The organism is Ornithinimicrobium carbonis (assembly GCF_977012275.1).
Genome location: NZ_OZ348993.1, coordinates 3,728,791 through 3,742,459, shown reverse-complemented (window position 1 = coordinate 3,742,459; position 13,669 = coordinate 3,728,791). Strand labels below are relative to the sequence as shown.

16 protein-coding genes are annotated in these 13,669 nt (G+C 74.1%); 6 read left to right on the top strand and 10 right to left on the bottom strand.

All coding sequences use genetic code 11. The features are described 5' to 3' along the window. Nucleotides 1–5 precede the first annotated feature (5 nt). Together ACWHYA_RS17150 and arr are read left to right on the top strand one after the other, a co-directional pair. A complete protein-coding gene (locus ACWHYA_RS17150; RefSeq protein WP_431473648.1) occupies nucleotides 6–338 on the top strand; it encodes an META domain-containing protein in 333 nt (110 codons plus the stop codon). Continuing rightward, entirely contained in the window at nucleotides 313–750 is a 438-nt protein-coding gene (gene arr / locus ACWHYA_RS17145; protein WP_425941010.1) for an NAD(+)--rifampin ADP-ribosyltransferase, read from the top strand. Before ACWHYA_RS17150 ends, arr begins: the two co-directional genes overlap by 26 nt. Before the next feature lie 270 nt (nucleotides 751–1,020). Here arr and ACWHYA_RS17140 read toward each other — a convergent pair whose 3' ends face one another. The 6 genes from ACWHYA_RS17140 to ACWHYA_RS17115 all read right to left on the bottom strand — a co-directional run bounded on the left by ACWHYA_RS17140 (nucleotide 1,021) and on the right by ACWHYA_RS17115 (nucleotide 8,028). Further along, on the bottom strand, nucleotides 1,021–1,929 hold the full coding sequence (locus ACWHYA_RS17140) for a siderophore-interacting protein (protein ID WP_425940229.1): 909 nt from the start codon (nucleotides 1,927–1,929) through the stop codon (nucleotides 1,021–1,023). After that, nucleotides 1,926–2,855, bottom strand: a complete 930-nt coding sequence (locus tag ACWHYA_RS17135) for an ABC transporter ATP-binding protein (RefSeq protein ID WP_425940231.1) — start codon at nucleotides 2,853–2,855, stop codon at nucleotides 1,926–1,928. Before ACWHYA_RS17135 ends, ACWHYA_RS17140 begins: the two co-directional genes overlap by 4 nt. Then, nucleotides 2,855–3,922 (bottom strand): FecCD family ABC transporter permease, encoded by a 1,068-nt coding sequence (locus tag ACWHYA_RS17130; RefSeq protein WP_425940233.1) that lies wholly within the window; start codon nucleotides 3,920–3,922, stop codon nucleotides 2,855–2,857. The genes ACWHYA_RS17135 and ACWHYA_RS17130 overlap by 1 nt, the downstream gene beginning before the upstream one ends. A gap of 101 nt (nucleotides 3,923–4,023) precedes the next feature. After that, complete coding sequence (locus tag ACWHYA_RS17125; protein ID WP_425940235.1) at nucleotides 4,024–5,031, bottom strand: FecCD family ABC transporter permease; 1,008 nt, start codon at nucleotides 5,029–5,031, stop codon at nucleotides 4,024–4,026. Nucleotides 5,032–5,171: 140 nt separating this feature from the next. After that, the gene (locus ACWHYA_RS17120; protein ID WP_425940237.1) at nucleotides 5,172–6,317 is read right to left on the bottom strand and encodes an ABC transporter substrate-binding protein; all 1,146 of its coding nucleotides are present in this window, start codon (nucleotides 6,315–6,317) and stop codon (nucleotides 5,172–5,174) included. 133 nt (nucleotides 6,318–6,450) lie between these two features. Next, on the bottom strand, nucleotides 6,451–8,028 hold the full coding sequence (locus ACWHYA_RS17115) for an ADP-ribosylglycohydrolase family protein (RefSeq protein ID WP_425940238.1): 1,578 nt from the start codon (nucleotides 8,026–8,028) through the stop codon (nucleotides 6,451–6,453). 88 nt (nucleotides 8,029–8,116) lie between these two features. Between ACWHYA_RS17115 and ACWHYA_RS17110 the strand changes: the two genes are divergently transcribed. Then, nucleotides 8,117–8,806, top strand: a complete 690-nt coding sequence (locus ACWHYA_RS17110) for an NUDIX hydrolase (protein ID WP_425940240.1) — start codon at nucleotides 8,117–8,119, stop codon at nucleotides 8,804–8,806. Nucleotides 8,807–8,863: 57 nt separating this feature from the next. Here the strand turns inward: ACWHYA_RS17110 and ACWHYA_RS17105 are convergent, their stop codons facing one another. After that, entirely contained in the window at nucleotides 8,864–9,052 is a 189-nt protein-coding gene (locus tag ACWHYA_RS17105) for a DUF1059 domain-containing protein (RefSeq protein WP_425940242.1), read from the bottom strand. 130 nt (nucleotides 9,053–9,182) lie between these two features. Between ACWHYA_RS17105 and ACWHYA_RS17100 the strand changes: the two genes are divergently transcribed. After that, entirely contained in the window at nucleotides 9,183–9,602 is a 420-nt protein-coding gene (locus ACWHYA_RS17100) for a VOC family protein (RefSeq protein ID WP_425940244.1), read from the top strand. A gap of 11 nt (nucleotides 9,603–9,613) precedes the next feature. Beyond that, complete coding sequence (locus ACWHYA_RS17095) at nucleotides 9,614–10,054, top strand: very short patch repair endonuclease (RefSeq protein WP_425940246.1); 441 nt, start codon at nucleotides 9,614–9,616, stop codon at nucleotides 10,052–10,054. 136 nt (nucleotides 10,055–10,190) lie between these two features. Here ACWHYA_RS17095 and ACWHYA_RS17090 read toward each other — a convergent pair whose 3' ends face one another. Together ACWHYA_RS17090 and ACWHYA_RS17085 are read right to left on the bottom strand one after the other, a co-directional pair. Next, complete coding sequence (locus tag ACWHYA_RS17090) at nucleotides 10,191–10,823, bottom strand: DUF2461 domain-containing protein (RefSeq protein ID WP_425940248.1); 633 nt, start codon at nucleotides 10,821–10,823, stop codon at nucleotides 10,191–10,193. Between the two features lie 66 nt (nucleotides 10,824–10,889). Further along, a complete protein-coding gene (locus ACWHYA_RS17085) occupies nucleotides 10,890–11,633 on the bottom strand; it encodes a TetR/AcrR family transcriptional regulator (protein WP_425940249.1) in 744 nt (247 codons plus the stop codon). Nucleotides 11,634–11,750: 117 nt separating this feature from the next. Between ACWHYA_RS17085 and ACWHYA_RS17080 the strand changes: the two genes are divergently transcribed. After that, on the top strand, nucleotides 11,751–12,728 hold the full coding sequence (locus tag ACWHYA_RS17080) for a DUF2382 domain-containing protein (RefSeq protein ID WP_425940251.1): 978 nt from the start codon (nucleotides 11,751–11,753) through the stop codon (nucleotides 12,726–12,728). Between the two features lie 195 nt (nucleotides 12,729–12,923). Here ACWHYA_RS17080 and ACWHYA_RS17075 read toward each other — a convergent pair whose 3' ends face one another. Next, a complete protein-coding gene (locus tag ACWHYA_RS17075) occupies nucleotides 12,924–13,649 on the bottom strand; it encodes an AIM24 family protein (protein WP_425940253.1) in 726 nt (241 codons plus the stop codon). Nucleotides 13,650–13,669: the final 20 nt, after the last annotated feature.

Genomic DNA, 13,669 nt, shown 5'->3' with positions numbered 1-13,669 from the left:
CCTCCATGGTTCCACGACCACCGGGAGTAGGTTCGGGGGCCGACGACGCCGAGGTGGTCCCGACGACGACCCTGGACGACGGTGAGGTCAGCGGGCACTCTGGTGTCAACCGGTTCGGCGGGACCTGCACCTGGCGTGCGGACGGGTCGTTCGAGGTCGAGGACGTCATACGGACGGCGGTGGGAGGGACGGAGGAGCAGATGGCGATGAAGCAGAAGTTCTTCGACGCGCTGGAGGCGGCGCGGCACTACGAGGTGGCCGGCACCAGGATGCGGCTGTCGGACGGCGAGGGCGGGGACCTGCTGGTCCTCGATCCGCAGGGACCAGGGGGTCGGTAGCGTGCCGGTCGAGGACGAGACGGGCCCGTACTTCCACGGGACCAAGGCCGAGCTGCGCGTCGGGGACGTGCTCGAGCCGGGCCAGCGGTCCAACTTCGGCTCGCGGCGGGTGGCCAACCACGTCTACTTCACCGCGACCATGGACGCGGCCGTCTGGGGCGCCGAGCTGTCCGTCGGGGAGGGGAGGGGGCACGTCTACCGGGTGGAGCCGACGGGCGCGTTCGAGGACGACCCGAACCTCACCGACAAGAAGTTCCCCGGCAACCCGACCCGGTCCTACCGCACCCGTGAGCCGGTGCGCGTCCTCGGCGAGGTCGAGGACTGGGAGGGTCATCCGCCCGAGGTGCTGGCCCACATGCAGGCCCGCCTGGAGGAGCTGAAGGCGCAGGGCGTCGAGGCGATCGACGACTGAGCACGGGCTGCGGCCGGCTGTGGGGCTGCCGCGTGCCGGAGGTCCGTGGTGGACGTCCGTGGGGTGGACGTCCGTGAGCTGCGGGGTCGTGCGAGTGTCTGGAGATCTCCTGCAGTCGATCGAAGCCCTGATGGGGGCCACGATCGACTGCGCCACAGACCGGTCACGACGGCTGACGTCGGCTGGCCATGGCCCTCGGCGGACGGGCAGGCCGTTCCCCTGGAAGTGCAGGTACCTGGACCCCGGCCCGGCTCCCGGACGACCGGCCGGTCAGCCGCGGGGGCGTCCCAGGATCCAGTACGCGCAGAAGTACACCGACGTCCGTGCCAGCCCTCTGTCCCGGACCAGGTGGCGACGCACCCGCGCGGCCAGGTCCTGCTCGCCGACCACCCAGCCGTAGTCGAGGTCGGGCAGCTCAGCCGACCGCAGGTGCGCCAGCAGCGCCTCTCCGGGTGGACGGCCCTCCCGCAGGACCACATCGACGCTGCCACGCCGCGGGCGGGGCAGCGGCGGGAGGGCGTCCTCCACGTCGACCTCCAGCACCGCGTGCAGCTCGACGTCGCCCTCCTCCTGCAGGATCCGGCGGAGCGCGGGGTATGCCGTCTCGTCCCCGGCGACCAGGCGGGTCCGTGCCGTGGCGGGCGGGTGGTAGCAGGTCGTGCCGGTCTGGACCGCCAGCTCGTCACCGGGGCGGGCGCGGCGTACCCAGGTGGCACCAGGTCCCTCGTCGACCTCCCCGGGCGGGTGCAGGACCACGTCGACGTCGATCTCGGTCGTGCCTCCCTCCGTGGACCGGTCGCCCCGGAACTCCGGGGCAGGGCGGTGGTCCGCGACGGTGTACCACCGCACGTCCGGGCGGACCGGCTCCGGCAGCGCGGCGACGACAGGTCGAGGGTTGGGGCCGGTGATGCCCGACAGGTCGGGCAACCGCGTGCCGGGACGGGGCAGCACGAGACCGACGAACTCGTCAGGGCCCAGGGGTGCCCACCCCGCCAGCCCGGTAACGGCCAGGGTGAGACGGTGCAGCTGAAGCGCCACACGCGTGGTGGCCAGGACGGTCGCGGGCACGCACCGGTGGTCGGCGCGCTCCATCCGGCTGGCCGACCCGTGTTCCGGCTCGACCTGCGGCCCGGGGTTCGCGGGCCGAGCGGCCGTGACCTCCGTGGTGGGGGGGCTCACCGGACCGCCTCCGCCTGCTCGCGGGCGCCGGCGTCGAGTCCGTCCGCCTCCGCCTGCTCGCGGGTGCCGGCGTCGAGCCCGACGGCCTCCGGCGCGAGTCGCGGTGAGCCCGCCGTTCCGAGCAGGTGCCCGACCGGGCGGTGGCGACCCAGGGGGATGACCGACAGGTCGCCGGTGGCCTCCTGCCACAGCACCCGGCAGGTGATGCCGAAGACCTCGCAGACGGTCTCGGCCGTGACGACCTCGCGCGGGCTGCCCTCGGCCACGACGCGCCCGCCCCGCATCGCCACGAGGTGGTCGGCGTAGCGGGCCGCCATCGCCAGGTCGTGCAGCACCATCACCACGGTGGTGCCGCGGTCGACCGACAGGTCGCGCACCAGGTCGAGGACCTCCACCTGGTGGGCGATGTCCAGGAAGCTCGTCGGCTCGTCGAGCAGCAGCAGGTCGGTGCGCTGCGCCAGCACCATCGCGATCCAGACGCGCTGGCGCTGACCGCCGGAGAGCTCGGCGACCTCACGGCCCACCAGGTGGGTGGTACCGGTCAGCTCCAGCGACGTGGCCACGACCTCGTCGTCCTCGCGGGTCCAGCGGCGCAGCAGCCCGTGGTGCGGGTGACGGCCGCGGGCGACGAGCTCGCCGACGGTGATGCCCTCGGGCACGACCGGGTGCTGGGGCAGCAGCGCCATCGACCGGGCGACCTGCTTGGTCGGCATCCGGTGCACGTCGTGGTCGCCGAGCATCACCCGACCGTCCTGGGGACGCAGCAGGCGCGACAGGCCGCGCAGCAGCGTCGACTTGCCGCAGCCGTTGGGTCCCACGATCGCGGTGATCCTGCCCTCGGGGACGGTCAGGTCGAGGTCGTGCACGATCGTCTGCTCGCCGTAGCCGAGACTGAGCCCCTCGGCCCGGAGCGCGGTGGAGGTCATCAGGAAGCCCTTTCACGGGTGAGGAGCCACAGGAGGAACGGGGCGCCGACGAGGCCGGTGACGACGCCGACCGGGAGATTCACGTCGGGCATGGCGTAGGCGCCGGCGTGGTCGGCGAGCACGACGACGACCGCGCCGACGAGGGCCGCGGCGCCGATCGAGGCGCGGCCGCCGAGGAGCCGCCGCGCGATCGGGCCGGAGAGGAAGGCGACGAAGGCGATCGGCCCGCAGACCGAGGTGGTGGCCGCGACGAGGAGGACGACCAGCATCAGCGCCCGGGCGCGCACGGTGCCGGGCGCGGCGCCGACACCGGCGGCCACGTCGTCACCGAGCTCGACGAGGTGCAGCTCGCGCGCCGTGGCGAGCAGGAGCGGGACGGCAAGCGAGACGACCACCGTGAGGAGCCCGATCTGGGGCCAGGTCACGCCGGACAGGCTGCCGGTGAGCCACACCATCGCCTCGTGCGCGCGGTAGATGTCCGCGCGCAGCAGCACCCAGTGCACCACCGAGGTGAGCATCGCCGACAGGGCGATGCCGACGAGGATCATCCTGGTCGGTGCGGTGCCCCGGCGGGAGGCGGAGAGCGTAAGCAGGGCGACGGCAACGAGGGCCGAACCGACGAGAGCCGCCACGGTCACGGCTGCACCGGACCCGCCCAGCACCACGAGCGTGAAGACGGCCGCGGCGCTCGCCCCCATCGTCAGTCCGAGGACGTCGGGGCTGGCCAACGGGTTGCGGGCCATGAGCTGGAAGGTGGCACCGCTGGCCCCCAGTGCCACCCCGGCGAGGGTGCCCGCCACGGCGCGCGGCAGCTTGGAGTCCAGCAGGACGAACTCGGCGCCGCCCGCCACCTCACCGGTGCCGAGCAGGATGCGCCAGAAGTCGGGGACGGTGATCGTGAAGTCGCCCAGCAGCGTCCGCACGACCATGGCCAGCAGCCAGGCGACCAGCAGGCCGCCGAGGACCAGGCGGCCGCGCCGCCCGGCCTGGCGGCGGGAGGACCGGACCTGCTCGATCCGGTCGGGGCGGTGCTCGGCGGGGACGGCGTGGGCAGCGGTACCGGCCACTGAGGGTGCTGAGGTCGCCGCGGTTGCGGCGGTTGCGGCGCTCGCGGCAGGCCTAGCCGGCGCGCTCTCCGCCCGGTCTACGGAGCGGGTGCCGTGGACGCTCATCGCACGGCCGTCCTGCGCACCAGCCAGATGAGGCCGGGGGCGCCGAGGACCGCGGTCATCAGGCCGACCTGGATCTCCGAGGGCGGCATGACGACCCGGCCGAGGGTGTCGGTCAGCAGCACGAGCACCGGCCCGACGATCGCGCTGCCCATGAGGATGCGCCGGTAGTCGGGGCCGGTGACGAGGCGGACGAGGTGCGGCACGACCAGGCCGACGAAACCCACCGGTCCGGCGAGGGCGACCGCGCAGGCGGCCAGGCCGACGGCGCCCAGGGCCACGGTCCCGCGGGCCAGGTGGACCCGCTGGCCGAGCGCCCGCTCCAGGTCGTCGCCCAGCGCCGTGGCGTTGAGCACCGGCCCGGACAGGGCGACGACGAGGAGGGAGAGGACCAGCAGCGGCAGGACGTCGAGCACCAGGCCCACCGGTCGCCCGGCGACGCTGCCCACCTGCCAGAACCGGAAGGTGTCGAGCGCGCTGCGGTCGCTGACCAGCAGACCGGCGACCACGCTGACGCCGCCCGCGGTGAGGGCGGCGCCGGCCAGGGCCATGGTGAGCGGGGCGGGCCCTCCGGGGGCGGCGGCGGAGACGGCATACACCACGACGGCGGCGACGACCCCGCCCACCAGGGCGAGCCAGACGAACGCCCCGGAGGACCCGATGCCCAGCACCTGGATGCCGAGCACCACAGCGAGCGAGGCACCGGCGTTGACGCCGAGGATGCCGGGGTCGGCCAGCGGGTTGCGCGTGAGTCCCTGCATCGCGGCGCCCGAGAGTGCGACGGCAAGGCCGACGACGGCACCGATGATCGTGCGGTCGACCCGCGCGGCCACGACGGCACCGGCGGGGTCGGTGCTCACGCCACGGAGCACGGCGTCGACCCCGGAGACGAGCTCACCGGGGCTGAGGGTGCGCGACCCGACCGCCACCGAGACGGCCACGGCCAGCGCGACCGCACCGAGCCCGACGGCGAGGGGCCCCCAGGTCCGGCGACGACCGACCAGCACGCCGTCGGTCGGCGGCGTGCTGGCGGCGGTGCCCAGGGGCGTGACGATGGCTGCTCTCCGATCTGCGGGGGTGTCGCCGGTCTGCGGGGTGCTGCCCGCTCACGGGCGTGGCGTTCTCCGGGTACGACGGGGCGGACCGCTCAGCGGGCCTCGTCCTGCGCCGCGGTGGCCGCGGCCTCGGCGACCTGCGGGACGAAGCGGTCGAGGGCCACCGGGATGGACAGCGGGGTCGGTGAGCTCATGCCCACGACGTCCTGCGGCTCGCCGGCCTCGACGTAGGCACCGGAGGCCATCGCCGGGATCTGCGAGAGCAGCGGGTCCTCCAGCAGCATGTCGGCGGTGAAGCCCCCGTCGCTGTAGAAGATGAAGACGTCCGCGTCCAGGGTGTCCGCCTGCTCGGCGGACAGATTGGCCGAGAAGTTCTCGTTCCCGCTCATCTCCTCCACCACGGTCGCGTTGACCATGCCGAGCTCGGTGAGGAACTGGGGGCGCAGGTCGATGACGTTGTACAGGCCGATCGTCGAGGTGTCCGTCGGGCTGAACCAGCCCCAGGCGAAGGAGGTGTCCTCCAGCTCGGGGTGCTCCTCCCGGGCCGCCGCGAGCTCGGCCTCGGTCTCGGCGACGGCCTCCTGCGCCTGCTCGGGCCGGCCGATCGCCTTCCCGACGAGCTCGACCGACTCCCGCCACGGGGTCGCCCACGCGGTCTCGGGGTAGGCGACCGTCGGCGCGATCCGCGCGAGCCGGTCGTAGTCCTCCTGGCTCATGCCCGAGTTGCTGCCGATGACCAGGTCCGGCTCCATCGCGGCGATCTCGTCGACCGGGATGCCGTCGGAGTCGTCGTAGCGCGTGATCTCGGCCGGGTCGTGGCCCAGCTCGGTCACCGCCTCGTCGAACCAGTCGGTCGAGCCGGCCTCGTTGCCGCCCCAGTTGATCTTGACCGCGCCCACCGGCACCTCGCCGAGGGCGGCCATCACCTCGTGGTCGGTCCAGCCGACCGTGACCACGCGCTGGGGGTCCTGGGGAATCTCGGTGCTGCCGAAGGCGTGGTCGACGGTGACCGGGAAGGTGCCGCTGTCCTCGCCGCCGGAGGCCGTCCCGGCGTCACCGGTGGAGGTGGCCCCTGCGTCACCGCTCGCGGCGCCCGTGCCCTGCCCGGAGTCGTCGGCGCCGCCCACCGTCCCCTCGTCGGCCGCCCCGGAGGTCGGGCCGGTGGAGCAGGCGGTCAGGGTGAGCATGGCGGCGGCGGCCAGGGCGGCCGGGCGGGCGAGGCCGGTGCGTGGGGACATCGAGGACTCCTCGGGCAGGGACCCTCAGCAGGGTCCGGGAAGCGTGACGGGGTGAGGTTAGGATGTCCTAACCTTGATTTGCAAACACGGACGGACGGGTATGGCGCAGCGCCACCCGTCCCTCGCCCGCGCCTCAGTCCCGGCAGGCCTCCTGCCACAGCAGCCCCCCGATCTCCTCCCGCCCCAGGACCGTGGTGACCTCGGCCCGGGCGGCGGACCGCTCCATCCCCCTGGCCCGCAGGTAGCGCAGAGCCACCGCGGGGGTCCGGTGGTGGGCCGCGACGCAGTGCAGCAGCACCCGCCGGCCCTCCGACCGCAGCGTGACGACCGCACCGGCCGCGTCGTCGAGGCTGAACCGCAGGTGCTGGTGGCTGTCGGGGTCGTCGGAGTCGACGAGCCAGACCTCGGCGTGATCGCGGGGGGCGACGGGGGCGGGGGCGTGCTCCTCCTCCCCGAGGCGGCACAACGAGACGACCGCGTCGACGCCGAGCTCGCGCACCCGCCCCAGGTCGGCGAAGGTGCCCAGGAGGACGTCCGGGTCGGAGGGGAGCGGGACGGCGCGCCTGCGCTGACGGCCGTCGTCCATCCGCGCGACCCCCGGCCATCCCTGGGCGCCGCGCCGGCCGCGGTGGGCGGTGCGCACGGCCAGGTGCACCAGGCCCCGGGCCCGCAGGCCGGGCCAGCCGTGGACAGCCCGCGTCCAGGCGAACGGCAGCGCCGAGGTGCCGTAGCGCGCCCCCAGCAGCCCACCGGCGATCGCGGCGACCGTGTCCGTGTCGTGCCCGATGCCGATCGCCCGTTCGATCGCGGCGACGACGTGGGCAGGGCCCGCGCTCTCCTCGCGGGTGTGCCAGATCGCCGACCAGGCGGCCTGGAGGGCGGTCACCGTCCAGCCGTTGCCGGCGAACGACTCCGGAGCCTGCACCTGGGCCTCCTGCAGCCGCTCGGCCCACCAGGTGGGCCGCTCCTGCGGCAGCAGGTCCAGCCCGCCGGCGACGTCGAGGACCCCGTCGAGGACCGCGCGGCGCACGGCCTCGGACCACAGGACGCACGAGTCGCCCGCGACCGGGTCGGCGTGGGTCAGCTCGGCGACCGCGCGGGCGGCCGTCGCGGTGGCGTCCCGGTCGTCCAGGCGGGTCAGCCCGACCACCGCCGTCCGCATGAGGGCGCCGTTGCCGGCGGTGCGGCCGGTGCGCTCGTGCAGCCCGGCCGCGAGGGCGCGCAGCACCTCGTGGTCCGGCCCGGGACGGCGGTCCCGGTCACCGAGCACCCGGCGGGTCTGGACGCCGATGTCGGCGGGACCGTCGGCGTACCACCGCAGGAACCCGGCGGCCACCTGCTCCAGACCCTCCGCGTCGGTCAGGTCCGCCCCTGTCGCGGCGACCTCGGCGACCGCCACGGCCATCTGGGTGTCGTCGGACCACTCTCCGGGGGCGTAGCCCCCCAGCCCGCCGCCGACCATCCGCGGGCCGGTCGTCGGGTCGAGCCGGGCGCTGCCGAACTCGTAGGGCACACCGAGGGCGTCCCCGCACGCCTGGCCGAGGAGGACGCCGGCGGCGCGGTCGTTCTGGACGGAGGTGAGGTGCAGGGGAGCATGGCGCCGGGTGGGGTGCTGGCCGGTCGGGCCGACGCTGCGGTGCTGGTCGGCGGGGCCGGCGGTGCGGTGCTGGCCGGTCGGGCCGGCGGTGCGGTGCTGGGGGCTGAGGTTCATGAGGACCTTCTTTCTTCGTGTCGAGATGACTCTATCCCAGTCCACCGACAAAGGGTGCCGGTGACCCTTAACCGGCTAGGCTGGGACCGTGGCCGCCTTCCCCGTCTTCGCCGTGACCGTCGACGTCGTGGCGCTCACCATCCGCGACGAGGTCCTCAGCGTGCTCCTGGTCCGCCGCGGGGAGGAGCCGTTCGCCGGCCGGTGGGCCCTGCCGGGCGGTTTCACCCGGGCGGACGAGGACCTGGAGGACGCGGCCTACCGCGAGCTCGCCGAGGAGTGCCACGTCACCCGCGACGACCTGCTGCTCGAGCAGCTGCGCACCTACGGGGCGCCGGGCCGCGACCCCCGGCCCGAGCGGGTCGTGACCGTCGCCTGGATCGCCCTGGGCGCCCACCTTCCCGAGCCGACCGCGGGCACGGACGCCGCCGAGGCCCGGTGGTGGCCGGTGGAGGAGGCGCTGTCGATGCCGCTGGCCTTCGACCACGCCCAGATCCTGGCGGACGGGGTCGAGCGGGCGCGCGCCAAGCTGGAGTACTCCACCCTGGCGACCAGCTTCTGTCCGCGTGAGTTCACCCTGCGCGACCTGCGGCGCGTCTACGAGACGGTCTGGGGGAGCGAGCTGGACCGGTCCAACTTCCAGCGCAAGGTCCTCGGCACCGAGGGGTTCCTCACCGACACCGGGAGGTATGCCGAGGGGCGCCGCGGTCGTCCCGCGCGGCTCTACCGGGCCGCAGGGATCCAGGGCGCGGTGCTGCACCCGCCCCTGCTGCGCGGCTGATCGCCGCGCGTGCTGCAGCCGACGCCCTTGCTGCGCGGCTGACCGCGGCGCGGCAGCTCAGCCGCGGTCGTGGATCTGTGCCGAGACCTGCTGGGCGAAACCGGGGTCGGAGACCTGTTCCTCGGACAGGCCATGCACCTCCTGGGCGTGCGTCGCCGCCTGGCTGAGCACGTCCTGGTCGGTCGGTCCCTGGACGACGCCGTCGCAGTCGAACCCGACGTCGCGACAGTTCAGTTCCCTGGTCATGGCACAGCCTCCTTGCCGTGGACGGGCCGCGGGAGGGGCCCGTCCACCACGGTATCGCCGGGCGCCCCGAGGGGGAAGGTGTCACCCGAGACCGACGCACCGGGGGCCGACCCGTTGCTACCGTCCAGGAATGGCCGATCTGCAGTGGTACAACACCGTGGTGGACAGCCGGGACGCCCTCGGGCAGGCGCGGTTCTGGGCGGCCGCCCTGGGGTGGCAGGTCCGCCGCGACGACCCGGAGTGGGCCACCGTCGGCAGCCCCGGCGGCGCGCCGCCGTACCTCGCCTTCACCCCGGTCCCGGAGGGCAAGGTCGTCAAGAACCGCCTGCACCTCGACCTGCTTCCTGGGCAGGGGATCTCCCGCGAGGTCGAGCGGCGGCGGCTGGAGGGTCTGGGGGCGACGCTCGTCCGGACCGTCGTCGAGGACGGGGTCGAGGCGCACGACGTGATGGCCGACCCGGAGGGCAACGAGTTCTGCCTGCTCGAGCCGCACCCGGCGTACTTCGCGGCGCCGAGCACCCCGCATACCCCCGCGTCCTTCGGTCCCTAGGCGCAGCCCGCGTGCCCGCCCTCGTCCCGCCCCACCCCGGGGCCTCCTGGCAGGAGGTGTCGGCCCGGATGTCCCGGGCGCCCCGCCGCGAGACCGCTCCCGAGCTCGCGCTGCGCCGGTCGCTGCACGCCGCGGGCCACCGGTTCCGGGTCGTGCACCCGGTGCCGGGCAACCGGAGGCGGTCGATCGACATCGCGTTCACCAGGGCCCGGCTGGCCGTGTTCGTCGACGGGTGCTTCTGGCACGGCTGTCCCGAGCACGGGACGCAGCCGCGGGCGAACGGGCCGTGGTGGGCCGCCAAGCTCGCGGCCAACCAGGCCCGCGACGCGGACACCGACCGGCTGCTGCGGGACGCGGGCTGGTCGGTCGTACGGATCTGGGAGCACGAGGACGTCGCGGTCGCCACGGCGGCTGTCGAGTCGGCGCTGCGCGAGGCCCGCGCCCGGCCGTAGACGACGTCCCGACGGCGGTCCTACGCTGGAGGGACCGACCGTCCTGTCTCGGGGGGCCCGAGCAGGCCGGTCCGGTCCGTGCCCCGGGCCGGACCGGCCGCCGGCCGGCCCCCAGCCGAGCCTTGCCGCCGTGCGGCTAGCGCCCCTCCACCACCTCGCGCAGCCACTCCACGAGCGGCCGCAGCCGGCGCCACCCGCCCCTGACCTCCTCCACGAGCAGGTCGGTCGTCACCACGTCGCCGTCCTCGATCCAGCGCATGGCCGCCAGGGACCGCCTGCGCAGCAGCCCGATGCGCGGATGGTCCCGCGGGTAGCCGCGCGGAGCCGTCCTCAGCGACTCCCCGACGACCTCCCACCCGGCCGCCGCCAGCTGGTCGACCACGGTCTCCAGCCGTGCCCCGCGCGGACCGTCGATCCCGCGGCGGAACGCCGCCAGCGCAGCGGGCTCGAGGTGGTAGCACCCGCCCCCGACGCGGAACCCGTCGGCCGACACCTCGGCGTACCACCCGGTCCGGGGCGCGACCGGCACGAAGATCCCCTGGTGGGTCTTGTACGGGCTCTTGTCCTGGCTGAACCGGACGTCGCGGTGCGGCCGGAAGACCCGACCCGTGCCGAACTCCTCGGACAGCTCCGCCAGCAGCGCGGTCATCGGTCCGCGCACGTCCTTCTCGTAGCGCTCGCGGTTGGCCTCCCAGAACCCGCGCGAGTTGTTCTCCTCCAGCCCGGCGTAGAACGCGGCGGCGGAGTGCGGAACCCCGGAGAACGGCATACACCGCAGTCCAGGCCCTGCCCCGTGGTCGTGTCAAACGTCGGGGGAGGGGGAAGGGCCGGGGGCTCAGGCTCCGGGCTGGTGCGGGAAGCGACGCCGCAGGCGTTCCAGGAGGGTCTCCAGGCCGGCGTGGAACTCCTCCTCGCACCGGTCCTGCTCCAGGAGGGGGCGCAGCTCGACCAGGCGCGGGTATGCCGCCACGTCCAGCTCCCGGTCCGGTCCCGTGGGTCCCTGGTCACCACCCTCGTCGAGGGGCACGTCCGGCGGTGCCGTCCCGGTGCCGGCGCGCGCGGTCTCCAGCAGCAGGAAGCCCAGCAGGAAGCTGGCGAACGCCTGGTAGACCTCGACCGAGGACTCCCGGTCCCAGCCCAGCTGGCGCAGGTCCTCGAAGAACCGGTCCACGAGCGCGAGGCTGCGCAGGGGCGGGCAGAGCCAGGGAGCGGCCGGATGGGTGGTCGCCACGAGCGGAAAGGCCTGCGGGTGCTGCTCGGCGAGCGTGCGCACCGCCCGGGCGAACCCGCGGAGGTACTCCTCCCGGTCGCCCACCGGATCAGGCAGGTCGAGGTCGCCGAGAAGGTGGTCCACGACCGCCTCCAGGATCTCCTCCCGTCCCCCGACGTGCCGGTAGAGCGCCATCGCCTCGTACCCCAGGTGCCGCCCGAGGGTCCGCATGCTGAGCGACTCCACCCCGCCCTCGTCGAGGATCTCCAGGGCACCCTGGACGATGGTGCCGCGGTCGAGGTGCGGGCGGTCCAGGCGGGATCGCCCGGCCCGCCGACGCGGTGCGCCGTCCGGGCGGAGGGCGTCCATGGGCTCCAGTCTAGGCCGCTCACCCCTGCGGGTGAAGGGGACTTTCAAGATGCGGGACCCCCGGGACAGGTGCCACTGTGAAGAGGCAAGTGCCCCAGACGGAAGGATTTTCGCATCATGCGCATCACTCAGGAGCACGTCGACCAGCTGTACAACGCCGACGTCGTGGACCGCGACGGCGAGAGCCTCGGGGGAGTGGGCCAGGTCTACCTGGACGACCACACCGGTGACCCGGCGTGGGTCACCGTCAAGACCGGGTTCTTCGGCACGAAGGAGACCTTCGTGCCGCTGAACGACGCCGACTACGGCGACGGGGCGATCCGGCTGCCCTACGAGAAGAGCTACATCAAGGACGCCCCCAACATGGAGGCCGACCAGCACCTCAGCGAGGGCGAGCAGGACGAGCTCTACCGCTACTACGACGTCCAGGGCATGGGCGGCACGACGGGCGGCACCGGCCGCGAGGGCGTGGTCGACCGTGACCACGACGGTCGTGACGACCGGCTCGAGGGCGACTCGATGCCGCGTGGCACCGCGATGGCCGGTGGCCTCGACGACGACCGCCAGGACCTGAACGCCGGCGGCGACGTCGCCCGTCAGGAGTACGCCGGCGACGCCCGCGGCGACGAGGTCCGTGCCAGCGCCGACCGTGACGCGGTCGCCGGGGACGTGGCCGACCGCGGCACTGACGAGGGCCGGATGACCCTGCACGAGGAGCGCGTCGACGTCGGCACCGAGCGGGTCCAGACCGGTCGTGTCCGTCTGCGCAAGCACGTGGTCACCGACCAGAAGACCGTCACGGTGCCCGTGGAGCGCGAGGAGTACGAGGTCGTCCGCGAGCCCGTCACCGACGGCGGCACCGCCGACCGCGGCGACCTGGGTGACGACGAGGTCGAGGTGGCGGTCCACGAGGAGCGCCCGGTCATCGACAAGGACGTGGTCGCCACCGAGGAGGTCGGTGTGGAGCGCACCACCGTCACCGACGAGCGCGACGTCACGACCGACGTGTCCCACGAGGAGGTCGACGTCATCAAGGACGGCGACGACCGCCAGGGCCTGCGCGACGGCGACGCCGACGGCGGTCGCCGCGCCTGAGCGCCATACCCCCGTCAGGCCTGAGCCCGACACCCCGTCGGGCCTGAGCCCGACACCCGGGCGACGCCCGGGACAGGAACGGCCCGCCCCCACCCGGGGCGGGCCGTTCCCGTGCGTCGGGGGGTCGGGGGGTCGGCTGACCGTCCTCGCGGTCGGCTGACGGCCGGCTGGCCGTCAGCCGGGGTCTGCCGCCCGTCAGTTGCCCAGGAAGTCGCTGAGCCCGCCCCCGCGGCCGCTGGCCTCGCCCGCCCCGGTGGTGTGCCGGTTCTCGGCCGGCTGGACCAGCACGTGGCCGTTGCCGGTGAAGGCCATCTGGATCGACTCCCCGGTGCCGCCGCGCAGCATCGAGCCGATGCCCCCGGTGTCCACCTTGACGTCCATCCGCGCCCCGGCGGTCCACAGCACCACCGCGTGGGCGTCGGCGAAGGTGGGAGCCTGCCCCACGTCCAGGGCGACAGGCTCGCCCCGGCTGGTGACCGCGACATACCCCGACCCGCGGAGCGAGACGTTGAACAGGCCGCCGGCCATCATCCCGCCGCGCGCCGCGACCCGGTGGATGTCCCAGTCGATCGAGGCGCTGAAGGCGAGCACGTTGGCGCCGTTGACCGAGATCATGTCGTTGTCGAGGTAGAGCACCTGCACGTCGGCGGAGTCGTCGGCGAGGAACAGCTCGCCCGCCCCGGCGCACTCCATGATCGGCACCCCCTCGCCGGTCAGCTTGGACTTCAGCAGCTTGTCCAGGCCGCCGGACCCGCGGTTGGTGAACCGCACGTCGCCCTGGTAGGCGACCATCGACCCGAGCCGGGCGTTGACCGGCCCGTAGTCCATGCGGATCTTGAGCAGCTTGGAGTTCTGCCGGGTGAACTGGTCGCGCGACTCGGTCTCGCGGAAGTCCTCGAACAGCGAACCGTGGATGGCCATGCACCGTCTCCTCTAGGTCG

Bases quoted from the DNA above. Each gene is read 5' to 3' on its own strand.
- ACWHYA_RS17150 (WP_431473648.1), top strand. From the start codon at position 6: ATGGTTCCACGACCACCGGGAGTAGGTTCGGGGGCCGACGACGCCGAG.
- ACWHYA_RS17135 (WP_425940231.1), bottom strand. From the start codon at position 2,855: ATGACCTCCACCGCGCTCCGGGCCGAGGGGCTCAGTCTCGGCTACGGC.
- ACWHYA_RS17120 (WP_425940237.1), bottom strand. From the start codon at position 6,317: ATGTCCCCACGCACCGGCCTCGCCCGCCCGGCCGCCCTGGCCGCCGCC.
- ACWHYA_RS17115 (WP_425940238.1), bottom strand. From the start codon at position 8,028: ATGAACCTCAGCCCCCAGCACCGCACCGCCGGCCCGACCGGCCAGCAC.
- ACWHYA_RS17105 (WP_425940242.1), bottom strand. From the start codon at position 9,052: ATGACCAGGGAACTGAACTGTCGCGACGTCGGGTTCGACTGCGACGGC.
- ACWHYA_RS17100 (WP_425940244.1), top strand. From the start codon at position 9,183: ATGGCCGATCTGCAGTGGTACAACACCGTGGTGGACAGCCGGGACGCC.
- ACWHYA_RS17090 (WP_425940248.1), bottom strand. From the start codon at position 10,823: ATGCCGTTCTCCGGGGTTCCGCACTCCGCCGCCGCGTTCTACGCCGGG.
- ACWHYA_RS17085 (WP_425940249.1), bottom strand. From the start codon at position 11,633: ATGGACGCCCTCCGCCCGGACGGCGCACCGCGTCGGCGGGCCGGGCGA.
- ACWHYA_RS17080 (WP_425940251.1), top strand. From the start codon at position 11,751: ATGCGCATCACTCAGGAGCACGTCGACCAGCTGTACAACGCCGACGTC.
- ACWHYA_RS17075 (WP_425940253.1), bottom strand. From the start codon at position 13,649: ATGGCCATCCACGGTTCGCTGTTCGAGGACTTCCGCGAGACCGAGTCG.